Here is a 22,869-nt window from a genome sequence, read left to right on the forward strand (position 1 = left end):
CCGCGCCTTCACGCGTGGCCGGCGGCAGGGCGCGACCAGCCCTTCGATAGCTCCACCGCCTGGCGCCAGCGTTGCATGCGGGCTTCGCGCACATCGGCCGGCCAGGCCGGTTCGAAAGTGCGTTCGGCCTGCCACTGCGCGCCGAACTCGTCCAGGCTCGACCAGAACCCGACCGCCAGGCCCGCCAGCCCGGCCGCGCCCAGCGCGGTCGACTCGGGCACGCGCGGGCGCACCACCGGCACGCCCAGCAGGTCGGCCTGCATCTGCATCAGCAGGTCGTTGCGCGCCGCGCCGCCGTCGACGCGCAGCTCGGACAGCGGGATGCCGCTGTCGGCATTCATGCACGACAGCAGTTCGGCGCTTTGCAGCGCGATCGATTCGAGCGTGGCGCGCGCGATGTGGGCGCGCGTGGTGCCGCGCGTCATGCCCACCAGCGTGCCGCGCGCGTAGGGATCCCAGTGCGGCGCGCCCAGGCCGGCGAAGGCCGGCACCATGAATACGTCGTCCGTGTCGGCCACGCTGGCCGCCAGGGCCTCGATGTCGGCCGAGCGCTGGATGATGCCCAGGCCGTCGCGCAGCCATTGCACCGCTGCGCCGGCCATGAACACGCCGCCTTCCACCATGTAGGTGGCGTGCGTGGCGTTGCCCGCCGGCAGGCTCCAGCCCACGGTGGACAGCAGGTTGTGGCGCGAGGCCACCGGCGCGTCGCCCACGTTCATCAGCATGAAGCAACCGGTGCCGTAGGTGTTCTTGGCCATGCCCGGCGTGAAGCAGGCCTGCCCGAACGTGGCGGCCTGCTGGTCGCCGGCCACGCCGGCGATGGGTATCGAGCCGCCCAGCCACTCGGGCAGGGTTTCGCCGATGCGCGCGCTGCTGGGGGCGATGCGCGGCAATATGCCGCGCGGAATGTTCAAGAGGGCCAGGATATCGTCCGACCAGTCCTGGGCGTGCAGGTCGAACAGCATGGTGCGCGAGGCGTTGCTCGGGTCGGTGCTGTGCACGGCGCCGCCGGTCAGCTGCCAGACCAGCCAGGTGTCCATCGTGCCGAAGGCCAGCTCGCCGCGCTCGGCCATCTTGCGCGCGCCCGGCACGTGATCGAGCAGCCAGGCCAGCTTGGTGCCGGAAAAGTACGCGTCGACGACCAGGCCGGTGCGCTCCTGCAGCATCCGGCCGTGGCCGTCGTGCAGCAGTTTTTCGCACATCGCCGCGGTGCGGCGGTCCTGCCAGACGATGGCGCGGGCCAGCGGGCGGCCGGTGGCGCGCTCCCAGATCAGGGTGGTTTCGCGCTGGTTGGTGATGCCCAGCGCGGCGAGGTCGGCGGCGCTGGCGCCGGCGTTGCGCAGCGCCTCGCGCGCGACCTCGAGCTGGCTTTGCCAGATTTCGCCGGCATCGTGCTCGACCCAGCCCGGCCGCGGGTAGTGCTGGCGGAATTCGCGCTGCCCCATGCCGCGCACCGTGCCGGCGCGGTCGAACACGATGGCGCGGGAGCTGGTCGTGCCCTGGTCCAGCGCCAGGATGAATTCATTTGCCGTCACGGGGAACCTTGACGTTCTGAAGTTGGGCGCCGGCCGATGGCGCCAGACGGCGGAACGACAGCACCGAAAGCATGCACAGCGCGCCGACCACCATGAAGCCGACCACCACGTCGCCGATGGCCAGCGAGGCGGCGCCGCGCGCCGCCATGCTGACGTTGAGCGTGACGGCCGCCACGCCGACCCCCAGGCTGATGCCGAGCTGCTGCGCCATGGCGGCGAAGCTGCTGGCGCGGCTCATGCGTTCGGGGCCGATATCGGCATAGGTTAGCGTATTTACCGCCGTGAATTGCAGCGAACGGAAGAAACCGCCGGCCAGCAGCACGGCGATCATTGCCCAGGCCGGCGTCACGGGGGTGAAGGCGGCGCAGGCGACGATGAACAGGCCGGTGAGGATGGCGTTGATCGTCAGGACGCGGCGAAACCCGTAGCGGGTGACGATGGGCGTGGCCACGAATTTCATCAGCAGCGCGCCGGCGGCGCTGGCGAAGGTGATCATGCCGGCGGCAAACGGCGACAGGCCGAAGCCGACCTGCAGCAGCATGGCCAGCAGGAAAGGCACGGCGCCCACCGCGAAGCGGCACAGGTTGCCGCCCAGCACCGAAATGGCGAAGGTCGGCGTGCGCAGCAGCGACAGGTCCAGGATGGGGTGTTCGACGCGCCGCGAATGCCATACGTACAGCACGCCGCACAGCAGGCCGGCGGCGATCAGCGCGCCCAGCTCCAGCGGCGGCAGCAGCCCGTGGCCCAGCGCCTCGAAGGCGCTGACCAGCGCCGCCAGGCAGATGCCGCTCAGCAGGAAGCCGGGCAGGTCCAGGCGCGGGGCGTTTTCCTCGCGAATCTCGCTGACGAAGCGCAGCACCAGCGCGATGCCCAATATGCCGATCGGGATGTTGATCAGGAAAATCCAGTGCCACGACATGTACGTGACCATGAAGCCGCCCACCGGCGGGCCGATCACGGGGCCGAGCAGCGCCGGTATGGACAGGAACGACATGGCCTTGAGCAAGTCCTGCTTGGGCACGGTGCGCAGCAGGATGATGCGGCCCACCGGCACCATCATCGCGCCGGCCATGCCCTGGACGATGCGCGCGACCACCAGCTGGCCGAGGTTCTGCGACAGCGCGCAACCCACGGAGCTGAGGGTGAACAGGGTGATGGCGGCGATGAGGACGCGGCGCGCGCCGAAGCGGTCGGCGGCCCAGCCGCTGATGGGCACGAATACTGCCACCGCCAGCAGGTACGAGGTGATCGCCACGTTCAGGCGCACCGGCGTGGAGCCCAGCGCCGCGGCCATGGCCGGCAGGGCGGTGGCCACCACCGTGGAGTCCAGCATCTGCATGAACAGCGCGCACCCCACGATGAAGGGAATCATGCGGGCGGCGCGGGCGGCGTCCGGGTTGGCGAGAGGAGGGGGCGCGGCGGCTGTGGCGGGGTCTGCGGACATGTCTGGGGGACGCAAGAGGCGTCAATCGATTGTAACGCCGGCCCGGGGCCCGCCTGAAGTAAACTCCCCCTATCTGAAACCTGCTGAAGCTGTTGTCATGGCCAAAAACTACGAATCCGAGATCACCCGCTTCCTCAAGGAATACAAGACCGCGCATCCGGACACCGAGCAGCGCCAGCGCGAAGGCCGCGCCCGCCTGTGGGACAAGGCGCAGAACACCGAGCTGCTCGAAGGCTTTCGCGCCGCCCGCGTGCCGCAGAAGCCCTATGTGTATCAGGCCGACTGATACCCACGGGCCCGTGCGCGGCGCATATGGCACATAACGCCTCGATTTCCGGCGACGACCTGGCGGCGCTCGTGGAGCCACAGGTCGACAGCACGCCCGACGTGGTCGACAGCGTGGCGTTCGCGCGCCTGTACGGCGAGCCGCTGTTCCAGCTGCCCACCGACCTCTACATTCCGCCCGACGCGCTGGAAGTGTTCCTGGAGGCGTTCGAGGGGCCGCTCGACCTGCTGCTCTACCTGATCCGCAAGCAGAACTTCAACGTGCTCGACATCCCGATGGCCGATGTCACGCGGCAATACCTGTCGTATGTCGAGCAGATCCGTGTCCACAACCTCGAGCTGGCGGCCGAATACCTGCTGATGGCCGCCATGCTGATCGAGATCAAGTCGCGCATGCTGCTGCCGGTCAAGAAGTCGGACACCGGCGAAGAGCCCGAGGACCCGCGCGCCGAACTGGTGCGTCGCCTGCTCGAGTACGAGCAGATGAAGCTGGCGGCGCAGAAGCTGGACGCGCTGCCCCAGCTGGGGCGCGATTTCGTGCGCAGCCAGGCGGTGGCCGAGATCAGCGTCGAGCGCATGCTGCCCGAGGTCAGCGTCGACGACCTGCGCGCCGCGTGGGCCGACATCATGAAGCGGGCGCGCCTGAACCAGCACCACCACATCACGCGCGAACAGCTGTCGGTGCGCGACCACATGACCCACATCCTGCGGCGCCTGAACGACGTGCGCTTCATGGAGTTCGGCGAGCTCTTCCTCGAACGCATCAACGAGGGCGCTCCGGTGGCCGTGGTGGTCGTGCACTTCATCGCCATGCTCGAACTGGCGCGCGAATCCCTGCTCGACATCACCCAGGCCGAGCCCTACGCGCCCATCTACGTGCGCCTGGCCTACGCCAGCGTGGCCGCCGCCGCGTAAGGCGGCCGGCCCCATCCCCGACCCGGCCCTTCCGGAGAACCCCCTTGAAAGTCGTACACACCATCCAGGACCTGCGGGACCACCTGCGCGGCCAGAACCGCGTGGCGTTCGTGCCCACCATGGGCAACCTGCACGAAGGACACCTGGCGCTCATGAAGCTGGCGCGCCAGCATGGCGACCCGGTGGTGACCAGTATTTTCGTCAACCGGCTGCAGTTCGGCCCCAACGAGGATTTCGACCGCTATCCCCGCACGCTGCCCGACGATGTCGCGAAGATGGAGCGCGACCGCGACGTCTATCTGGTGTTCGCGCCCGACGAGCGCGAGATGTACCCGGAGCCGCAGAACTACCGCGTGCTGCCGCCCGACGACCTGGGCGATATCCTCGAGGGCGAGTTCCGCCCGGGTTTTTTCACGGGCGTGTGCACCGTGGTGATGAAGCTGCTGGCCTGTGTGCAGCCGCGCGTGGCGGTGTTCGGCAAGAAGGACTACCAGCAGCTGATGGTGGTGCGCAACATGTGCCGGCAATTGCAGCTGCCGGTGGAGATCCTGGCGCACGAAACCGTGCGCGCCGATGACGGCCTGGCGCTGTCTTCGCGCAACCGCTACCTGTCGGAGGCCGAGCGCGCCGAGGCGCCGGTGCTGTACGAGACGCTGCGCGGCATCGCGCAGCGCCGCGCCGGCGGCGAGCAGGACCCGGCCGCGCTCGAACGGGTGGCCGCGCAGGCCCTGGCCGATCGTGGCTGGAAGGTCGACTACGTGGCGGTGCGCCGCCAGCGCGACCTGAAGGCTCCCGATGTGGCCGAGATGAGCGCCGGCGAGCCCCTGGTGGCGCTGGCCGCCGCGAAGCTGGGCGCCACGCGGCTGATCGACAACCTGGAGTTCTGAGCCGCGGCCGCGGCAGATCCTGTCAAATTTGACAGCTTCTCGGCGCAGGCCGGGCGTGGCAGACTGCATTGCAATCGTAGTTTGCAAAGGAGGTCCCATGCTTCCCACGCCTGGCAACGCCTCATCCGCGCAGCCGGCCCTGCCTGTCGTATCCATCTGCCATCCGATCGCGCCTTCCGTTGGCGGCCGCGCCGAGGCTCGGCCGCCGGCCGCCTTGACGGCACGCGAGCGCCAGGTGGCCGCCTATCTGGCGGCAGGCAAGGCAAACAAGGTCATTGCCATCGATCTGGGTATTTCCCGGCGTACCGCCGAAGCGCATCGCGCGCGCATCTTCCGCAAGCTGGGCGTGCGCAACGCGTTCGAGCTGGCCTGCCGCATGTGTCCGCATCGGCGCGCGGCCACGTCCATGGCGGGGCAGGGGGCGACCCCGGCCGGCGAGTCTTGAGTCCTCGGGTTTCGGTGCCTCTGCGTCGCGGGCGGGCGGCCTGCGCGCATGGCAGGCCTGCCCGCGGCGCGTCAGCGCCGCATCAGGGGCACTTGGGCGCGGCCTGCTTGTCGAGCTCGGCGATGGCGTCCAGATCGGGCTGGCGGGTGAGGTTGTAGTTCAGGTTGGGGGTACGGCCGCCCACCGAACGTACGCGCAGCACGTTGTTGGCGGTCATGACCAGCTCGGCGCGCATGTTGCCGCTGCCGTCGAGCAGCAGCACGCGGGGCGGGCGTTCCTGGGTGGCGTCCCAGCAGCCTTGCTCGGCCACGGGGGCGCTGGCCTGGGGTTGCTTGTCCAGGTAGTTGGTGCGGCTGCGCCAGCGGCCGTTGGGCGCCAGGGTCAGCGTGACGCGCTGGGCTTCGCAAGCCAGGCCGGCGGCAAAGCACGGGAAAGTGCCCTGGTAGGTTTGCGCCTGCGGGATGATGGCTTGCGCGCCGGGGCTGGCCGTCTCGGGCTGCGGCTGCGGGGCTGCCTGGCCTTCGGGCACGGCCGTGCCGTCCTCGGTGGATTGCTGGCCGGCCTGGGCCTGGGCGTTTTGCTGGCGCGCGGGCTGGTTGGGCTTGAGCTCGATCTGCAGTTGCGACGGCGCGTGCACCACCGTACGGTAGCCGGCCGCCTGGCCCTGGTATTGGGCGTCGGTGATGGTGCTGGCGCCGGGCGGGTCGTAATAGCCGGCGCTGCGCTGTTGCGCGCAGCCGGCCAGGGCCAGGGTGCCTGCCAGTACGATTCCGGTCGCAAAACGGGTATTGAGACGAAGCGCGGGCGTATCGAGTGGGGCAGACATGGCAGCGTGTCCGGTTGGTTGTTCTGTAACTGCGATTCTACGCACTTATGAGAAGATCCGATACATTGTCGCGGCTTTGCGTGCGCAAGTGCGGCGTTTGTGCAAATCGGGGCGCGCCGCAATAATGCCGCCTGCGGCATCGCGCTGCCGCCCGGCCCTGGCGGACCTTCCGGTCCGGTACGCGCCGGGTGTCCGGCGCTTCCTCTTCTTGTCCTCCCTTTCCGTGTACCTCCTGGCGCCATGTGGCATGTCTTCCCGCTCGATCCGGCGTTGAATGTGGTGCTGGCCGCCCTGCTGGGGCTCGTGGCCGGCAGCTGGCTCAGCGTGGTGGCGCATCGGCTGCCGCGCATGATGGAGCGCGAATGGCGCACGGCCATGCGCGAGGACGACGGCGGCGCCGAGTCGGGCTATGGCCTGTGGCGGCCGGCCTGGCATTGCCCGTCGTGCCAGGCCGCCTTGCGTGGCTGGCGCGCCGTTCCGCTGGCCGGCTGGTTGCTGCAGCGCGGCCGCTGCGGGCATTGCCGGCAGCCCATCGGATTGCGCTACCCCATGCTCGAGCTGGCCGCGGCCGTGCTGTTTGCCGCCTGCGCCTGGCGCTTCGGGCCCACGCCGATGGCGCTGGCCGCCATGGGCCTGACCGGCGCGCTGCTGGCGCTGGCCTGGATCGATCTCGAACACAGCCTGCTGCCCGATGCGGTGACCCTGCCGCTGATCTGGGCCGGCCTGCTGGTCAACCTGGACGGCGCGCTGGCGCCGCTGCCGCTGGCCGTGCTGGGCGCGGTCGCGGGCTATCTGTTCCTGTGGGTGATCTTTCATTTCTTCCGCCTGCTGACCGGGCGCGACGGCATGGGTCATGGCGACTTCAAGCTGATGGCGGCGCTGGGCGCCTGGCTGGGGCTGGGGGCATTGCCGTGGTTGCTGCTGGGGGCCTCGCTGGCGGGCGTGCTGGTGGGCTGGAGCCTGCGGCTGGCCGGACGGGTCGGCAGGGGGCAGCCGCTGCCTTTCGGTCCTTACCTGGCGCTCGGCGGTATCCTGATGCTGCTGGCGGCGGGCCGGCCCGCCTGGCTGCAGTTCTATTGAGGATGGGCATGTACAAGATCGGATTGACCGGCGGCATCGGTTCGGGCAAGTCCCGGGTGGCCGACATGCTGGCCGAATGGGGCGCCAGCGTCATCGATGCCGACGAGATTTCGCATGCGCTGACCGCGCCCGGCGGCGCGGCCATGCCGGCCATCGCGCGCGAATTCGGCCCGCAGGCGGTGGCCGCCGACGGCGCGCTGGATCGCGCCTGGATGCGCGACCTGGTGTTTCGCGAACCCGCGGCGCGCGGCCGCCTCGAAGCCCTGCTGCACCCGCTGATCGGCCTGCACACCGAGCAGGCCGCCGCACAGGCGCGCGGCCTGTACCTGGTTTTCGTCGTGCCCTTGCTGGTCGAATCCGGCCGCTGGCGCGGCCGGGTCGACCGCATCTGCGTGGTCGATTGCGACCCGGCCACGCAGATCGCCCGGGTGCAGAAACGCAGCGGGCTGACGGAGCCGGCCATCAGGCGTATCATGGCGGCACAGGCTGCGCGGGCAACCCGGCTGGAGGCCGCGGACGACGTCATCGTCAACGATGGCGCCACCTCGCCCGATACCTTGCGCGCGCGGGCAAGAACTCTGCACGACCGCTGGCTCGCGCTGGCGGGCGCGGCCAGCCAGCCAGGCGGCAAGGCGGCCGGTACCCCTGAATAACCCCGGCCCGCGGGCCGATCACCGACGGGCCTGTGGCAAGCGTGATTCTGTACGAATACCCTTTCAACGAACGTATCCGGGCCTATCTGCGTCTGGAGTACCTGTTCGACAGGTTGTTCTTCTTCGCGCGCGAGGGCGACGCCCGGCTGCACCAGATCGCGGTTTCCTCCCTGTTCGATCTGCTCGATGCCAGCGAGCGCACCGACATCAAGGGCGCGGTGCTGCAGGACCTGGAGCGCCAGCGCATGGCCCTGGTGGGGCTGCGCGACCATCCCGGCGTGGCCCAGGATGCGCTGGAGGCCATGCTGCGCGACATGGAGCGCGTGGTGGCGGCGCTGGCGGCGCAGGGCAAGACCGGCCAGGCATTGCGCGAGAACGAATGGCTGGTCAGCCTGCGCGGCAGGCTGGCGGTGCCGGGCGGCGCCACGCAGGTGGACATGCCGTCCTATCATGCCTGGCAGAACAAGCCCGAGTCGGTGCGCTGCGCCGACCTGCAAAGCTGGCTGGCCCCCTTGCTGCCCCTGCATGAAGGCCTGTCCATGGCGTTGCGGCTGCTGCGCGAATCCGGGCGGCGCGCCGATATCGCGGCCGAGCAGGGCGGCTACCAGCAGATGCTGGCCGGCAAGATCTACCATTTGCTGCGCGTCTGGGTCGATCCCAGCCTCGGCGTCTTTCCCGAGATCAGCGCCAACAAGTACATGGTCTGGATACGCTTCTCGACCCAGGACGGCGAGGTCAAGCCGCAGCAGGTGTCGCGCGACGTGGCGTTCCAGATGTCGCTCTGCAGCTCCTGACGGCGCGCCGGCGCCGGCCGGCATCGCCCGCGTTGCCCCTGTCCGGGCCGAACGACCCGTGATCGCGGGCGTGTGGGGGCCGAATCCTGTTGCGGTCTATTTCAGCAGCGCCCGGCAAACTGCCAGTTTGGGCCGGTCTGGTGGAAAATAGCGGCTCCTTGCCGTCTTGCCGGATACCTCATGCCTGAAAGCCGTTCCGTTGCGCCGCCTGCCCGCCAGGGGCGCCGCCGCCTGATCGCAGCCGCGATCGCCGTCCTGGCCGTCCTGGCCCTGGCCTGGTGGCTGTGGCCGAAGGACACGGGCGGGCAGCAGGGCCGGCCCGGCGGCCGCGGCGCCATGCGCGGCGGCCCGGCCTCGATGATGAACATGGCGGTGCCGGTGCGCGTGGGCGAGGCCCGCACCCAGGATATCCAGATCGTCCTGCGGGCGCTGGGCACGGTGACCGCCTACAACACCGTGACGGTGCGCAGCCGCGTCGATGGCGAACTGGTCAAGGTGGCGTTCCAGGAAGGCCAGCACGTCAAGGCCGGCGATCTGCTGGCGCAGGTCGACCCGCGGCCCTTCGAGGTGGCGCTGGCGCAGGCGCAGGGCCAGCAGCAGCAGAACCTGGCGCAACTGGAAAACGCGCGCCGCGACTTGCAGCGCTACCAGACGCTCTACAAGCAGGATTCGATCGCCCGCCAGCAGCTCGACACGCAGGCGGCGCTGGTGCGCCAGTACGAGGGCACCATCAAGAGCGACCGGGCGGCCGTGGACAGCGCCCGGCTGCAACTGGATTTCTCGCGCATCACCGCGCCCATCGCCGGCCGGCTGGGCCTGCGCCAGGTGGACCAGGGCAACCTGATTTCCAGCGGCGACGCCAATGGCCTGGTGGTGATCACCCAGACCCAGCCCATCGCGGTGGTGTTCACGCTGCCCGAAACCCAGCTGCCCGAGGTGCTGGCGCAGTTGCGCGCCGGGCGGCAGCTGCCGGTGGAAGCCTATGACCGCGCCGACACGCGCCGCATCGCCAGCGGCCAGCTCGAGACCGTCGACAACCAGATCGACGTGGCCACCGGCACGGTCAAGCTGAAGGCGCGTTTCGACAACGCCGAGGAGGCGCTGTTTCCCAACCAGTTCGTCAACGTGCGCCTGTATGTCGAGACGCGCAGCGGCATGACCGCGATACCCAACGCGGCGGTGCAGCAGGGTTCGGCCGGCGCCTTCGTGTTCCTGGCCCAGCCCGATGACACGGTGGCGGTGCGGCAGGTCAAGCTGGGCGCCATCAACGGCGACTGGGTGGCGGTCAACGAGGGCCTGCAGCCCGGCGACAAGGTCGTGGTCGAAGGCATGGACCGGCTGCGCGCCGGCGCCAGGATAGAGATCGTGACCGGCACCACGCCGGAAGCGGCCGCGCCGGTCAATACCGGGGCGCCCAGGCGGACGCCGTGAGCCCGTCGCGCCTGTTCATCCTGCGGCCGGTCGCCACCGCCTTGTCGATGGTGGCGATCCTGATCGCCGGCCTGATCGCCTATCGGCTGCTGCCCGTGTCGGCGCTGCCCGAAGTCGACTATCCGACCATCCAGGTGGTCACGCTGTATCCCGGCGCCAGCCCCGATGTGATGACCTCGCTGGTGACCTCGCCGCTGGAGCGCCAGTTCGGCCAGATGCCGGGCCTGAACCAGATGTCGTCCACCAGCTCCGGCGGCGCGTCGGTCATCACGCTGCAGTTCAGCCTCGACCTGTCGCTGGACGTGGCCGAGCAGCAGGTGCAGGCGGCCATCAACGCGGCCTCCAACCTGCTGCCCAACGATCTGCCGGTGCCGCCCACCTACAACAAGGTCAACCCGGCCGACGCGGCCGTGCTGACCCTGGCGGTGACCTCGCCCACCATGCCGCTGCCGCAGGTGCGCGACCTGGTCGATACGCGCATGGCCCAGCGGCTGTCGCAGATTCCCGGCGTGGGCCTGGTCAGCGTGGCGGGCGGGCAGCGCCCGGCGGTGCGGGTACAGGTCAATCCGCAGGCCCTGGCCTCGGCCGGCCTGAGCCTGGCGGACCTGCGCACGGCGGTGGTCGGCGCCAACGTCAATCAGCCCAAGGGCAACCTGGACGGGCCGATCCGCTCCACCACCATCAACGCCAACGACCAGCTGAAGTCGCCCACCGACTACAACGACCTGATCATCGCCTACCGCAACGACGCGCCGCTGCGCCTGTCCGACGTGGCGCGCGCGGTGCAGGGCGCCGAGGACATCCGCCAGGCGGCCTGGGTGGGCGACAAGCCCGCCATCCTGCTGAACGTGCAGCGCCAGCCCGGCGCCAACGTGATCGACGTGGTGGACCGCATCCATGCCTTGCTGCCGCAGCTGCGCGCCGCGATGCCGGCCACGCTGGACCTGGTGGTGGTGGCCGACCGCACCCAGACCATCCGCGACTCGGTGGCCGACGTGCAGTTCGAGATGCTGCTGGCGGTGGGGCTGGTGGTGCTGGTCACGTTCCTGTTCCTGCGCAGCCTCACGGCTACCGTGATCCCCAGCGTGGTGGTGCCGCTGTCGCTGATCGGCACGTTCGGCATCATGTACCTGGCCGGCTTCAGCATCAACAACCTGACCCTGATGGCGCTGACCATCGCGACCGGCTTCGTGGTCGACGACGCCATCGTCATGATCGAGAACATCGCGCGCCACCTGGAAGAGGGCGAGACGCCCCTGCAGGCGGCGCTCAAGGGCGCCGCGCAGATCGGCTTCACGCTGATTTCGCTGACCTTCTCGCTGATCGCCGTGCTGATTCCGCTGCTGTTCATGACCGAGGTGGTGGGGCGGCTGTTCCGCGAGTTCGCGGTGACGCTGGCCGTGGCGATCCTGATCTCGCTGGTGGTGTCGCTGACGCTTACGCCGATGATGTGCGCGCGCCTGCTGCGGCCCGAGTCCGAGCAGCGCCATGGGCGCTTTCACCAGGCCACCGGCGCGCTGATCGACCGCGTGATCGCCGGCTACGACCGCATGCTGCAGGTGGTGCTGCGCCACCAGCCGCTGACGCTGCTGGTGGCGCTGGGCACCTTCGCGCTGACGGTGCTGCTGTACATCGTCGTGCCCAAGGGCTTCTTTCCGCAGCAGGACAGCGGGCTGATCCAGGCCATCACGCAGGCGCCGCAGACCATCTCGTTCGCCGCCATGTCGCAGCGCCAGCAGGAGGCCGCGCGCATCATCGTGCAGGATCCCGACGTGGCCGCCGTGTCCTCGTTCATCGGCGTCGACGGCAGCAACCCCACGCTGAACAACGGCCGCATGCAGATCGCCCTCAAGCCGCAGAGCGAGCGCAGCGGCGATCTCAAGACCGTGATGGCGCGCCTGCAGGACGCGCTGCATGGCGGGACCGACCTGGGCCTGACGGTGTACATGCAGCCGGTGCAGGACCTGACCATCGAGGACCGCGTCAGCCGCACGCAATACCAGATGACGCTGTCCAACCCCGACCTGGCCGTGCTCAGCGAGTGGGCACCCAGGCTGGTCGAGCGGCTGCGCCAGGTGCCGCAGCTTGCCGACGTCACCTACGACCTGCAGGACCAGGGCCTGCAGACCTGGGTCGAGATCGATCGCGACGCCGCCTCGCGGCTGGGGATCACCGCCGCGGTGATCGACGAGGCGCTTTATGACGCATTCGGCCAGCGGCTGATTTCCACCGTCTTCACGCAGTCCAACCAGTACCGGGTGGTGCTGGAGGTGCTGCCGCAGTTCCGCCAGTCGCCCCAGTCGCTGGACCATATCCATGTACCGACGGCTTCCGGCGCGCAGGTGCCGCTGTCGTCGGTCGCGCGCATTTCCGAGGGGCGCACGGTGCTGGCGGTCAACCGGCTCGACCAGTTCCCCATGACCACGGTGTCGTTCAACCTGGCGCCCGGGGCCTCGCTGTCGGGCGCGGTCGAGGCGATTTCGGCCGTGCAGGCCGAGATCGGGCTGCCGCTGGCGATCGACACGCGCTTCCAGGGGGCGGCGCTGGCGTTCCAGAATTCGCTCGACAGCACGCTGTGGCTGATCCTGGCCGCGGTGGTCACCATGTACATCGTGCTGGGCATCCTGTATGAAAGCTACATCCACCCGATCACGATCCTGTCCACCCTGCCTTCGGCCGGGGTGGGGGCGCTGCTGGCCCTGCTGATCAGCGGCACCGACCTGGACATGATAGGCATCATCGGCATCATCCTGCTGATCGGCATCGTCAAGAAGAACGCCATCATGATGATCGACTTCGCCCTGGAGGCCGAGCGCAAGCGCGGGCTGGCGCCGCGCGAAGCCATCCACGAGGCGGCGCTGCTGCGCTTTCGGCCCATCCTGATGACGACGCTGGCGGCCCTGTTCGGCGCGCTGCCGCTGATGCTCTCGACCGGCACCGGGGCCGAGCTGCGCCAGCCCCTGGGGCTGGTGATGGTGGGCGGGCTGCTCGTCAGCCAGGTGCTGACGCTGTTCACCACGCCGGTGATCTACCTCATGTTTGACCGGCTGGCGCGCCGTCGCGGCGGCGCCGGCGCGGCCGCGCGGCAGGCGCCATGATTCTGTCGGCGCCGTTCATCGTCCGTCCGGTGGCCACCACGCTGCTGTGCCTGGGCGTGGTGCTGGCCGGGCTGCTGGCGTACCGCCTGTTGCCGGTCGCGCCCCTGCCGCAAGTGGACATCCCGACCATTTCGGTATCGGCCAGCCTGCCCGGCGCCAGCCCCGAGACCATGGCCTCCAGCGTGGCCACGCCGCTGGAGCGCTCGCTGGGCAGCATCGCCGGCGTTACCGAGATGACCTCGCGCAGCTCGCAGGGGTCGACCCGCATCACCCTGCAGTTCGATCTCAGCCGCGACGTCGATGGCGCGGCGCGCGACGTGCAGGCCGCCATCAACGCGGCGCGCTCGCTGCTGCCCACCAGCCTGCGCAGCAACCCCACGTACCACAAGGCCAATCCGTCGGCGGCGCCCATCATGACGCTGGCCATGACCTCGGCCACGCTGGGCCAGGGCAAGCTGTACGACCTGGCCTCGACCATCGTCGCGCAGAAGCTGGCCCAGGTGAACGGCGTGGGCGAGGTGACGGTGGGCGGCAGCTCGCTGCCGGCGGTGCGCGTCAACCTCATCCCGGGCGCGCTGGCCAATCGCGGCGTGTCGCTCGACGAGGTGCGCCAGGCGCTGTCCAGCGCCAACGCCAACCGCCCCAAGGGCATGGTGGAGAACGACCAGTACCACTGGCAGGTCATGGCCAGCGACCAGCTCGACCGCGCCGAGCAGTACCGGCCGCTGATCGTGGCCTGGCGCGACGGCGCGGCCGTGCGGCTGTCCGACGTGGCCAGCGTGGAAGACTCGGTCGAGGACCTGTACCAGACCGGCTTCTACAACGACCGCAAGGCCATCCTGATGATCGTGCGGCGCCAGGCCGACGCCAACATCATCGAGACCGTCGACGCGGTGCGCGCCCAGCTGCCCCAGCTGGCGGCCCTGCTGCCGGGCGACGTGGACCTGACCGTGGCGCAGGATCGCACGCCCAGCATCCGCGCCTCGCTGCACGAGGCCGAGCTGACGCTGGTCATCGCGGTGGGCCTGGTGGTGCTGGTGGTGCTGCTGTTCCTGCGCCGGCTGCGCGCCGCCTTCATTCCCAGCGTGGCGGTGCCGGTATCGCTGATCGGCACCTTCTGTGTGATGTACTTGTGCGGCTACACGCTGAACACCATTTCGCTCATGGCCCTGATCGTGGCCACCGGGTTCGTGGTCGACGACGCCATCGTGGTGCTGGAAAACATCATGCGGCATATCGAGCGCGGCGCCACGCCCATGCGCGCGGCGCTGCGCGGCTCGCGCGAGGTGGGCTTCACCGTGCTGTCGATGAGCCTGTCGCTGGTGGCGGTGTTCATCCCCATCCTGCTGATGGGCGGCGTGGCGGGGCGGCTGTTTCGCGAGTTCGCCGTGACCCTGTCGGCCTCCATCCTGGTTTCGCTGGTGGTGTCGCTGACGCTCACGCCCATGATGTGCGCGCGGCTGCTGCGCGCCGAGCCGGCCGCGCCGCGCCCGCCGGGGCGGATCGGGCGCCTCTGGACGCGCCTGTACGGCGGCATGCAGGGCGGCTACGAGCGCAGCCTGGGCTGGGCGCTGGCGCATGCGCGGCTGATGATGCTGATCCTGGCCGCCACCATCGGGCTCAACGTGTATCTGTACATGGTGGTGCCCAAGGGCTTTTTCCCGCAGCAGGACACCGGCCAGCTGCTGGGCTTTTTCCGCGGTGACCAGGGCACCTCGTTCCAGGCCACGGTGCCCAAGCTGGAGTACTTCCGCAAGGTCATCCTGGCCGACCCGGCGGTGCAGAGCGTGACGGCCTACGCGGGCGGTCGCGGCGGCAGCAATTCCAGCTTCATGCAGATCCAGCTCAAGCCGCTCGAAGAGCGCGGCGTGAGCGCCGACACGGTCATCAACCGGTTGCGCGGGCGCCTGCAGAACGAACCCGGCGCGCGCATGTTCCTGGTGGCGCAGCAGGATATCCATATCGGCGGGCGCCAGAGTTCCGGCTCGTACGACTACACGCTGATGTCCGGCGACCTGGCGCTGCTGCGCGAATGGATGCCCAGGGTGCAGCGGGCCATGGCGGCATTGCCCGAAATCACCGATGTGGACGCCGATGTCGAGGACAAGGGGCGCCAGATCGATCTGGTGATCGACCGCGATGCCGCCACGCGGCTGGGCGTGAGCATGGCCACCATTTCGGCGGTGCTGAACAATTCATTCAGCCAGCGCCAGGTTTCGGTCATCTACGGGCCGCTGAACCAGTACCACGTGGTCATGGGCGTGGATCCGCGCTTCGCGCAGGATATCGAGTCGCTCAAGCAGGTGCATGTGATCGCGGCCGACGGCCAGCGCGTGCCGCTGGCGGCTTTCGCGCAGCTGAAGGTGGCCAACGCGCCGCTGTCGGTCAGCCACCAGGGGCTGTTCGTGGCCGATACGATTTCGTTCAGCCTGTCGCCCGGCGTATCGCTGGACCAGGCCACCGGCGCCATCGACGCGGCCGTGGCCCGGATCGGCCTGCCGTCGGACCAGATCCAGGCGGGTTTCCAGGGCACGGCGGCCGAGCTGCAGAAGACGCTGGCGCGCCAGCCATGGCTGATCCTGGCGGCGCTGGTGACGATGTATATCGTGCTGGGCATTCTGTACGAAAGCCTGGTGCACCCGCTGACCATCCTGTCCACGCTGCCGTCGGCCGGCATCGGCGCGCTGCTGGCCCTGATGCTGCTCGGCCACGAGTTCACCCTGATCGCGCTGATCGGCGTGTTCCTGCTGATCGGCATCGTCAAGAAGAACGCCATCATGATGGTCGACTTCGCGCTGGAGGCCGAGCGGCGCGATGGCCTGGACGCGCGCGCGGCGATCCTGCGCGCCTGCCTGACGCGTTTCCGTCCCATCATGATGACGACCATGGCGGCCATTTTCGGCGCCTTGCCGCTGATGCTGGCCAGCGGGCCTGGCGTGGAGATGCGCCGTCCGCTGGGCATCACCATCGTGGGCGGCCTGGTGCTCAGCCAGATCCTTACCCTGTACACCACGCCGGTGGTGTACCTGTACCTGGACCGCTTCCGCCTGTGGGCCGCGCGCCGGCGCGCGGCGCGGTCCGCTCCTGATCCCACCCGCCCATGATCCGTATGCCTGGTTTCCGATTCTCCGTTCCGCCGCGCCGCCGGCTGGCCGTCGCGGCGCTGTGCGCGGCGCTGGGCGGCTGTGCGGTCGGGCCCGACTACCAGCGACCCGCCATCGACGTGGGGGCCGCCTACAAGGAGGCCGCCGCGCCGCAGCCCGGCTGGACGCCCGCGCAGCCCAGCGACGAGAGCGCGCGCGGGCAATGGTGGCAGGTGTATGGCGACCCGGTGCTCGACGGCCTGGTGCAGCAATTGAACCAGGGCAACTACTCCGTGGCGCAGGCCGAGGCCAATTATCGCCAGGCCCAGGCGCTGGTGCGCAATGCGCGCGCCGGCTTCTTCCCCACCATAGGCGCGGGCGCCGACGTGACGCGGTCCGGCTCGGGCGGCGGCAGCGGCGCCGGCTCGAACGGCAGCTCGGTCGGCAACCAGTACTCGCTCAGTGGGTCGGTCAGCTGGGAAGTCGATGTGTGGGGCCGGGTGCGCCGCGAGGTCGAGTCCAGCCGCGCCGAGGCGCAGGCCAGCGCGGCGGACCTGGCCGCCACCCGCCTGAGCGCGCAGGCCGCCCTGGTGCAGAACTACCTGCAATTGCGCGTGCTCGACGAGCAGAAGCGCCTGCTCGACGCCACGGTGCTGGCCTACGAGCGCTCGCTGCGCCTGACGCAGAACCGCTACGAAGCCGGCGTGGTGGGCAAGTCCGACGTGGCGGTGGCGCGCACCCAGCTGGAGAACACGCGGGCCCAGTCCATCGACCTGGACTGGCAGCGCGGCCAGTTCGAGCACGCCATCGCGGTGCTGATGGGGCAGGCGCCTTCGCGCTTCGCCCTGCCGGCGCAGCCGTTCGCGCAGCAACTGCCGGACATCCCGGCGGGCCTGCCCTCGCAACTGCTGGAGCGCCGGCCCGACGTGGCGGCCGCCGAGCGGCGCGCGGCCGCCGCCAATGCGCAGATCGGCGTGGCGCAGGCGGCCTGGTTCCCGGACCTGACCTTGTCGGCCAGCGGCGGTTTTCGCAGCGGCCAGTTCGCCGAGTGGCTGACCGCGCCGGCGCGCTTCTGGACCCTCGGCCCGGCGCTGGCCATGACGCTGTTCGACGGCGGCGCGCGTTCGGCGCGCGTCGAGCAGGCCCGCGCCGCCTATGACGCGCAGGCGGCCGCCTACCGCCAGAGCGTGCTGACGGCGCTGCGCGAGGTGGAGGATTACCTGGTGCAGCTGCGCGTGATGGAGCACGAGCAGCAGGTGCAGCGCAATGCGCTCGAGTCCGCGCGCGAATCGCTGCGCCTGGCGCGCAACCAGTACGAGCAGGGGCTGATCGACTACCTGAGCGTGGCGGTGCTGGAAACCACCGCGCTGAACACCGAGCGCAACGCCATCAGCCTGCTGGGCAGCCGGCTCAACGCCAGCGTGCAGCTGATCGCGGCGCTGGGCGGCGGGTGGCAGGGCTTGCCGGCCGAGGCGGCGGCCAGCGCGGCGGCCGAGCCGTCCGCGCCGTCCGCGCCCTAGCGCCGTTGCGTCAGAGCAGCCCGCGGATCCCGGCGATGCCGTGCGCGCCGTGCAGGCGCGCCTCGGCCAGGGTGGCGGGCGACTGGCCGCCCAGCGCGTAGACCGGCATGCCGGCGTCGCGGATGCCGGCCGCGAAGCCGGGCCAGCCCAGCGGCGCCTGCTCCGGGTGGCTGGCGGTGGCGAGCACCGGGCCCAGCACCGCGAAATCCGCGCCCAGGTCGCGTGCATGCACGATCTCGGCATGGCCGTGGGCCGAGACGCCCACCAGCGCGCCCTCGGGCAGCGCCGGACGCTGCTTGAGCGCCTGCGCGTCGCGCGCCGTCAGATGTACGCCGTCGGCTTCGCGCCACCAGGCCTGCGGATGGCGGCTGCTGACCAACAGGCGCGCGCCGGCGGCGCGGCATTGCGCCAGGATGGCCTGCATGGCGTCGCGCAGCGAAGCGGCGTCGGCGCCGCCGGGCCAGTCGGGCTCGCGCAGCAGCACCAGTTTCAGGCCCCCGTCCAGGGCTTGCCGCAGCCGCGCGGTGAAATCGGCCAGTGCGGCGGGCGCGCCGATGGCGCTGATGGCGTAGGCGGTGGGCAGCTGCAGCCAGCGCAGCGGCGGCAGGGCCGCCGGCAGCAGGTCGCCGACCTCGTGCGCGCGCGCCGGGTCGACCCATTCCAGGCGCTGGTTTTCCAGCCCGCGGGGTTCGCCTTCCCAGCCGGTGACGTGGCAGAACGCCAGCCGCACGGTGGTGTGCGGGTAGACGTGCACATAGGTCACCCAGGGGTGCGCCTCGGTCACGCGGATGCCCAGCTCTTCATGCAGTTCGCGCGCCAGGGCCTGCAGCACGGTTTCGCCCGGCTCCAGCTTGCCGCCGGGCAGCTCCCACCAGCCGGCCCAGGGCTTGCCCTCGGGGCGCTGCCCCAGCAGCAGCTGGCCATCCGGGCGCAGGATCAGGCCCGCGGCGACATCGACGATTTTTTCAGACATGGCGGGCGGCCCAGTCGCGTGCGAATTGATAGGCGACCCGGCCCGAGCGCGAGCCGCGTTCGAGCGTCCACTGCAGGGCCTCGGTGCGCGAGGCCTCGATCTGGTCGGCCGGGCAGTTCAGCTCGCGCAGCCAGTGGTAGACGATGTCCAGGTAGTCGTCCTGCTTGAACGGGTAGAACGACAGCCACAGGCCGAAGCGCTCGGACAGCGAGATCTTTTCCTCGACGGTTTCGCCGGGGTGGATCTCGCCGTCGGGCTGGTGCTTGGCGGCCAGGTTCTCGCTCATGTATTCGGGCATCAAGTGGCGGCGGTTCGAGGTGGCGTAGATCAGCACGTTGTCGCCCGAGGCCGCGACCGAGCCGTCGAGCACGGATTTCAGCGCCTTGTAGCCGGCCTCGCCTTCCTCGAACGACAGGTCGTCGCAGAACACGATGTAGCGCTCGGGCCGCGCCGCCACGAGCTCGACGATGTCGGCCAGGTCGCCCAGGTCGGACTTGTCCACTTCGATCAGGCGCAGGCCCCGGTCGCCGTAGGCGGCCAGCATGGCCTTGACCAGCGAGCTCTTGCCGGTGCCGCGCGCGCCGGTCATCAGCACATTGTTGGCCGGCTTGGATTCGAGGAACTGGCGCGTGTTGCGGTCGATGATGTCTTTCTGGCGCTCGATGTGCTGCAGATCGTCCAGCTCGATGCGCGCCACGTGGCGCACGGCGTCCAGCCAGCCGCGCGAACCGCGCTTGCGCCAGCGGTAGGCGTGGGCGGACCAGTCGATGTCGGGCGGCGCCGGCGGCAGCCAGGCTTCCAGTTGCGCCAGCACGCGCTCGGCGCGGGCGAGGAGGGGGGTGAGGTCTGTTGCGGTCACTGCGGTTCCTTGGCGGCGGCGCCCGGCGGGACGCCGCGTTTACGGTTGCTCGATGACGCCGGCGCCGCGCCGCGGGATAGGGCGCGGTGGGCCGGCAGGCGCGCGGACGGGGATGGCGCCGCGCGCTGCAGACGGGGCTTGCGGGCGCGCGGCGGCCGGGCGGCGTGCGCCGCGGCCATGCGCGCCGGGGTGTTCCGGTTCAGGAACGGTAATCGGCGTTGATGGTGACATACTCGTGCGAGAAGTCGCAGGTATAGACCGTGTCGGCCACCTGGCCGCGGCCCAGCGCGATGCGCACCAGGATCTCGGCCTGCTTCATGACGCGCTGGCCGTCGGCTTCCTGGTAGTCGGGGTTGCGGCCGCCGTCGACGGCCACCAGCACGTCGCCCAGCCACAGGCGCAGGCGCGAGACGTCCAGGTCGTCGATGCCGGCATAGCCGATCGCCGCCAGGATGCGGCCCAGGTTGGGGTCGGAGGCGAAGAAGGCGGTCTTGACCAGCGGCGAGTGCGCGACCGCGTAGGCCACCTTGAGGGCCTCTTCGGTATTGCCGGCTTCCTCGACGCGGATGGTCATGAACTTGGTGGCGCCCTCGGCGTCGCGCACGATCTTCTGCGCCAGGTCGGTGGCGGCGGCGGCCAGCGCATCGCGCAGGGCCGCATAGGCCGCGTCGCCGGCGCTGTCGACCGTCACGCCGGCCTGGCCGGTGGCGATCAGGATGAACGAGTCGTTGGTCGAGGTGTCGCCGTCGACCGTGATGCGGTTGAACGAGACGTCGGCCAGCTCGATGGCCAGCTGGCGCAGCAGCGGCTGGGCGATGCCGGCGTCGGTGGCCAGAAAGCCCAGCATGGTGGCCATGTTGGGCCGGATCATGCCGGCGCCCTTGCTGATGCCGGTGATGGTGACGGTCTTGCCGCCGATGTCCACGCGGCGCGAATGGATCTTCGGCAGCGTATCGGTGGTCATGATGCCGTGGGCCGCGCCGTACCAGCCGTCGGCCCGCAGGTCCGCCACCGCGGCCGGCAGGCCGGCGGTCAGGCGGTCCATCGGCAGCGGCTCGAGGATCACGCCGGTGGAAAACGGCAGGATCTGTTCGGCGGGGACGTCCAGCAGCTTGCCCAGCGCCGCGCAGGTGTCCTGGGCGTTCTTCAGGCCGGGCGCGCCGGTGCCGGCGTTGGCGTTGCCGGTGTTGACGACCAGGGCGCGGATCGGGCCGCCCTGGGCCAGGTGCGCTTCGCACACCTGCACCGGCGCGGCGCGGAAGCGGTTGCGCGTGAACACGCCGGCCACCGCGCTGCCCGGCGCCAGGCGGAACACCGTGAGGTCGCGCCGGCCGGCCTTGCGGATGCCGGCTTCGGCCACGCCGATTTCGACACCGGCGACGGGAAGGATTTCGGATTCGGAGGGAATCTGCAGATTAACGGCCATGACTTCGTCTCATAGGGCAGGGCGGCGCCTTGGGCGGCGTCTGAAGCTGGCTATTATCCCACTACTGCTAGGGGGCCATGCGCACGGCGGCGAAATCCAGCACGCCGGCGTCGCGGTTGGCCAGCACCGCGCGCACCGTGCCGTCGGGCGCCTGCAGCACCGACTTGCCGGCCACGATCTCGGTGCCCGCGCCGCGCCGGGCGGCCCGCCCGCGCGAGGGGCTGAACAGCAGGTCGCCCGCCTGGGCCTGCGCCAGGCCGGCCGGCGCGCTGGCCACCCGGGTGCCGGTGGGGTAGGTCATCTCGCCCAGGGTCAGCTCGCGCGCCAGCAGGCCCTCGAAACCGGCGACCTGGCGCCGGTCGTCGAGCGTCATGTCCACCTTGAGCAGCGGCAGCCGGCCCACGTCCAGCGGGTCGCTGCCTTCGGTGCGCAGCAGCCACGGGCCGGACTGGCGCGCCGCCACCCAGGCGCCGGGCGGCACGGCCGCGCCGCCGATCTCGTTGCCGGCGGCCAGGTGGCAGCCGGCGAAAGCGGGCGTGCCATCCCGCACGGCCAATTCGACCTGGTGGCCGCGCGAGCACAGCCAGCCGTCGATGCGCTGGTTGCCGTCAAGCGTGACCGACCAGCCTTGCCGGCCGCCCGGCGCGGCGCCGTGGCGGACCAGGCGCGTGACGCGCAGCCCGGCCACGTGCGCGGGCACCGGGAAGTCCGCGCCCTGGAAACTGTCCAGCCGGCCAGGTTCGGCCAGCCGCAGTTCGGTGCCGGCCGGCATGTCGATGCCGTCGACGCGGCGGGCGGCCTCCAGCACGGCGCGCCGGGCGGCCTGTTCGCGCGCCTCGCGCTGCGCCTGGCGCCACTGGCTGAAATGCTGGTAGGGGAAGATGGCGCCGGCCACCGCCAGCAGCACCATCAGCGCCGGGCCCAGGCGGCGGTGCGCCGCCAGCCAGCGGCGCGCCCCGCGGTTGGCGGCCAGCGTGACCGCCCAGGTCAGCAGGGTGCTCAGGCAGAACAGCGACAGCGCCATTGCCAGGTAGAAATTGCCGCCAGGAACGGACAGGGAAATCATGGTGGAATTATGCGCCGGGCCGGCGCCGGCGTGGCCGGCCTGTCACGAGGCGCCGTCGCGCTGGGCCAGCGCGCGATGGGCCACCACCTGCAGCTTCAGCTCGCCCAGCGCCTTGTACATGGCGTGGCGGCTGGCCTCGGGCAGGTCGTCGAGCATGCCGGTGACCCAGCTTTCGTGCGCGCGCGCCATGCGGGCGAAGGTGCGCTTGCCCTGCGGCGTCAGTTTCAGCACCGAGCTGCGCCGGTCGCTCTCCACCTTGGTGCGCACCACCAGCCCTTCCTTTTCGAGCTGGTCGGTGATGCCGGTGATATTGCCGTTGGTGACCATCATGTGGCGCGACAGCTCGCCCATCTTCATGCCCTTGGGCGCGCGCTGCAGCTGCGCCATCAGGTCGAAGCGCGGCAGCGTGGTGTCGAACTCGGTGCGCAGCCGGCTGCGGATCTCCGATTCGATCAGGTTGCAGCAGGTCAGCATGCGCAGCCACAGGCGCAGCGCGTGATGGTCCTCGGGCGCGGCGCGCGTTTCCAGGTCGGGAGTGTCGATCATGGC

General features: G+C 70.3%; 19 protein-coding genes. 11 read left to right on the plus strand and 8 right to left on the minus strand.

Features of this window, described 5'->3' with window-relative positions; translation table 11 throughout:
• Window positions 1–8 precede the first annotated feature (8 nt).
• Together glpK and EL288_RS02760 are read right to left on the minus strand one after the other, a co-directional pair.
• The gene (glpK, locus tag EL288_RS02755) at window positions 9–1,535 is read right to left on the minus strand and encodes a glycerol kinase GlpK (RefSeq protein ID WP_015040573.1); all 1,527 of its coding nucleotides are present in this window, start codon (window positions 1,533–1,535) and stop codon (window positions 9–11) included.
• Window positions 1,522–2,979 carry a DHA2 family efflux MFS transporter permease subunit gene (locus tag EL288_RS02760; protein ID WP_033451374.1) on the minus strand — a complete coding sequence of 486 codons (1,458 nt, stop codon included), beginning with the start codon at window positions 2,977–2,979 and terminating at the stop codon, window positions 1,522–1,524. The genes glpK and EL288_RS02760 overlap by 14 nt, the downstream gene beginning before the upstream one ends.
• A gap of 97 nt (window positions 2,980–3,076) precedes the next feature.
• On the opposite strand from EL288_RS02760, the gene EL288_RS02765 reads away from it, so the two are divergent.
• The 4 genes from EL288_RS02765 to EL288_RS02780 all read left to right on the plus strand — a co-directional run bounded on the left by EL288_RS02765 (window position 3,077) and on the right by EL288_RS02780 (window position 5,511).
• Window positions 3,077–3,265: a DUF3460 family protein gene (locus EL288_RS02765; protein WP_003815055.1), complete on the plus strand. Its 189-nt coding sequence runs from the start codon at window positions 3,077–3,079 to the stop codon at window positions 3,263–3,265.
• Between the two features lie 26 nt (window positions 3,266–3,291).
• On the plus strand, window positions 3,292–4,179 hold the full coding sequence (locus tag EL288_RS02770; protein WP_003815053.1) for a segregation and condensation protein A: 888 nt from the start codon (window positions 3,292–3,294) through the stop codon (window positions 4,177–4,179).
• A 44-nt stretch (window positions 4,180–4,223) separates the two neighbouring features.
• Entirely contained in the window at window positions 4,224–5,066 is an 843-nt protein-coding gene (gene panC, locus EL288_RS02775; RefSeq protein WP_003815051.1) for a pantoate--beta-alanine ligase, read from the plus strand.
• Window positions 5,067–5,163: 97 nt separating this feature from the next.
• Window positions 5,164–5,511 carry a LuxR C-terminal-related transcriptional regulator gene (locus EL288_RS02780; RefSeq protein WP_003815049.1) on the plus strand — a complete coding sequence of 116 codons (348 nt, stop codon included), beginning with the start codon at window positions 5,164–5,166 and terminating at the stop codon, window positions 5,509–5,511.
• 82 nt (window positions 5,512–5,593) lie between these two features.
• Here EL288_RS02780 and EL288_RS02785 read toward each other — a convergent pair whose 3' ends face one another.
• A complete protein-coding gene (locus tag EL288_RS02785; protein WP_003815047.1) occupies window positions 5,594–6,337 on the minus strand; it encodes a copper resistance protein NlpE N-terminal domain-containing protein in 744 nt (247 codons plus the stop codon).
• Window positions 6,338–6,577: 240 nt separating this feature from the next.
• On the opposite strand from EL288_RS02785, the gene EL288_RS02790 reads away from it, so the two are divergent.
• The 7 genes from EL288_RS02790 (at window position 6,578) to EL288_RS02820 (ending at window position 17,996) form a co-directional block, all read left to right on the plus strand.
• Window positions 6,578–7,417, plus strand: a complete 840-nt coding sequence (locus EL288_RS02790) for a prepilin peptidase (protein ID WP_033459008.1) — start codon at window positions 6,578–6,580, stop codon at window positions 7,415–7,417.
• A 2-nt stretch (window positions 7,418–7,419) separates the two neighbouring features.
• The gene (gene coaE, locus EL288_RS02795; protein WP_010927124.1) at window positions 7,420–8,070 is read left to right on the plus strand and encodes a dephospho-CoA kinase; all 651 of its coding nucleotides are present in this window, start codon (window positions 7,420–7,422) and stop codon (window positions 8,068–8,070) included.
• A gap of 41 nt (window positions 8,071–8,111) precedes the next feature.
• On the plus strand, window positions 8,112–8,864 hold the full coding sequence (gene zapD, locus EL288_RS02800) for a cell division protein ZapD (RefSeq protein ID WP_023853184.1): 753 nt from the start codon (window positions 8,112–8,114) through the stop codon (window positions 8,862–8,864).
• Between the two features lie 180 nt (window positions 8,865–9,044).
• Window positions 9,045–10,295 carry an MdtA/MuxA family multidrug efflux RND transporter periplasmic adaptor subunit gene (locus EL288_RS02805; RefSeq protein ID WP_003815035.1) on the plus strand — a complete coding sequence of 417 codons (1,251 nt, stop codon included), beginning with the start codon at window positions 9,045–9,047 and terminating at the stop codon, window positions 10,293–10,295.
• Complete coding sequence (locus EL288_RS02810; protein WP_003815034.1) at window positions 10,292–13,393, plus strand: MdtB/MuxB family multidrug efflux RND transporter permease subunit; 3,102 nt, start codon at window positions 10,292–10,294, stop codon at window positions 13,391–13,393. Before EL288_RS02805 ends, EL288_RS02810 begins: the two co-directional genes overlap by 4 nt.
• Window positions 13,390–16,497 (plus strand): multidrug efflux RND transporter permease subunit, encoded by a 3,108-nt coding sequence (locus tag EL288_RS02815; RefSeq protein WP_003815032.1) that lies wholly within the window; start codon window positions 13,390–13,392, stop codon window positions 16,495–16,497. Before EL288_RS02810 ends, EL288_RS02815 begins: the two co-directional genes overlap by 4 nt.
• Window positions 16,494–17,996: an efflux transporter outer membrane subunit gene (locus EL288_RS02820; RefSeq protein ID WP_010929320.1), complete on the plus strand. Its 1,503-nt coding sequence runs from the start codon at window positions 16,494–16,496 to the stop codon at window positions 17,994–17,996. The genes EL288_RS02815 and EL288_RS02820 overlap by 4 nt, the downstream gene beginning before the upstream one ends.
• 10 nt (window positions 17,997–18,006) lie before the next feature.
• Here the strand turns inward: EL288_RS02820 and EL288_RS02825 are convergent, their stop codons facing one another.
• The 5 genes from EL288_RS02825 to EL288_RS02845 all read right to left on the minus strand — a co-directional run bounded on the left by EL288_RS02825 (window position 18,007) and on the right by EL288_RS02845 (window position 22,866).
• Window positions 18,007–18,969 (minus strand): Nudix family hydrolase, encoded by a 963-nt coding sequence (locus tag EL288_RS02825; RefSeq protein WP_003815027.1) that lies wholly within the window; start codon window positions 18,967–18,969, stop codon window positions 18,007–18,009.
• Window positions 18,962–19,828 (minus strand): ATP-binding protein, encoded by an 867-nt coding sequence (locus tag EL288_RS02830; protein WP_003815026.1) that lies wholly within the window; start codon window positions 19,826–19,828, stop codon window positions 18,962–18,964. The genes EL288_RS02825 and EL288_RS02830 overlap by 8 nt, the downstream gene beginning before the upstream one ends.
• A gap of 199 nt (window positions 19,829–20,027) precedes the next feature.
• Window positions 20,028–21,254 (minus strand): bifunctional glutamate N-acetyltransferase/amino-acid acetyltransferase ArgJ, encoded by a 1,227-nt coding sequence (argJ, locus tag EL288_RS02835; RefSeq protein ID WP_003815023.1) that lies wholly within the window; start codon window positions 21,252–21,254, stop codon window positions 20,028–20,030.
• Window positions 21,255–21,321: 67 nt separating this feature from the next.
• A complete protein-coding gene (locus EL288_RS02840) occupies window positions 21,322–22,320 on the minus strand; it encodes a hypothetical protein (RefSeq protein ID WP_033459007.1) in 999 nt (332 codons plus the stop codon).
• Window positions 22,321–22,362: 42 nt separating this feature from the next.
• Complete coding sequence (locus tag EL288_RS02845) at window positions 22,363–22,866, minus strand: MarR family winged helix-turn-helix transcriptional regulator (RefSeq protein ID WP_003815019.1); 504 nt, start codon at window positions 22,864–22,866, stop codon at window positions 22,363–22,365.
• Window positions 22,867–22,869: the final 3 nt, after the last annotated feature.

It is taken from the genome of Bordetella bronchiseptica (assembly GCF_900636925.1).
Classification (GTDB): Bacteria; Pseudomonadota; Gammaproteobacteria; order Burkholderiales; family Burkholderiaceae_B; genus Bordetella; species Bordetella pertussis.

What these genes read in the sequence shown, in the direction of transcription:
- EL288_RS02760 (WP_033451374.1), bottom strand. Translation starts at nt 2,979, where the DNA reads ATGTCCGCAGACCCCGCCACAGCCGCCGCGCCCCCTCCTCTCGCCAAC.
- EL288_RS02765 (WP_003815055.1), top strand. Translation starts at nt 3,077, where the DNA reads ATGGCCAAAAACTACGAATCCGAGATCACCCGCTTCCTCAAGGAATAC.
- EL288_RS02770 (WP_003815053.1), top strand. Translation starts at nt 3,292, where the DNA reads ATGGCACATAACGCCTCGATTTCCGGCGACGACCTGGCGGCGCTCGTG.
- EL288_RS02780 (WP_003815049.1), top strand. Translation starts at nt 5,164, where the DNA reads ATGCTTCCCACGCCTGGCAACGCCTCATCCGCGCAGCCGGCCCTGCCT.
- EL288_RS02785 (WP_003815047.1), bottom strand. Translation starts at nt 6,337, where the DNA reads ATGTCTGCCCCACTCGATACGCCCGCGCTTCGTCTCAATACCCGTTTT.
- EL288_RS02790 (WP_033459008.1), top strand. Translation starts at nt 6,578, where the DNA reads ATGTGGCATGTCTTCCCGCTCGATCCGGCGTTGAATGTGGTGCTGGCC.
- coaE (WP_010927124.1), top strand. Translation starts at nt 7,420, where the DNA reads ATGGGCATGTACAAGATCGGATTGACCGGCGGCATCGGTTCGGGCAAG.
- EL288_RS02805 (WP_003815035.1), top strand. Translation starts at nt 9,045, where the DNA reads ATGCCTGAAAGCCGTTCCGTTGCGCCGCCTGCCCGCCAGGGGCGCCGC.
- EL288_RS02815 (WP_003815032.1), top strand. Translation starts at nt 13,390, where the DNA reads ATGATTCTGTCGGCGCCGTTCATCGTCCGTCCGGTGGCCACCACGCTG.
- EL288_RS02820 (WP_010929320.1), top strand. Translation starts at nt 16,494, where the DNA reads ATGATCCGTATGCCTGGTTTCCGATTCTCCGTTCCGCCGCGCCGCCGG.
- EL288_RS02825 (WP_003815027.1), bottom strand. Translation starts at nt 18,969, where the DNA reads ATGTCTGAAAAAATCGTCGATGTCGCCGCGGGCCTGATCCTGCGCCCG.
- argJ (WP_003815023.1), bottom strand. Translation starts at nt 21,254, where the DNA reads ATGGCCGTTAATCTGCAGATTCCCTCCGAATCCGAAATCCTTCCCGTC.
- EL288_RS02840 (WP_033459007.1), bottom strand. Translation starts at nt 22,320, where the DNA reads ATGATTTCCCTGTCCGTTCCTGGCGGCAATTTCTACCTGGCAATGGCG.
- EL288_RS02845 (WP_003815019.1), bottom strand. Translation starts at nt 22,866, where the DNA reads ATGATCGACACTCCCGACCTGGAAACGCGCGCCGCGCCCGAGGACCAT.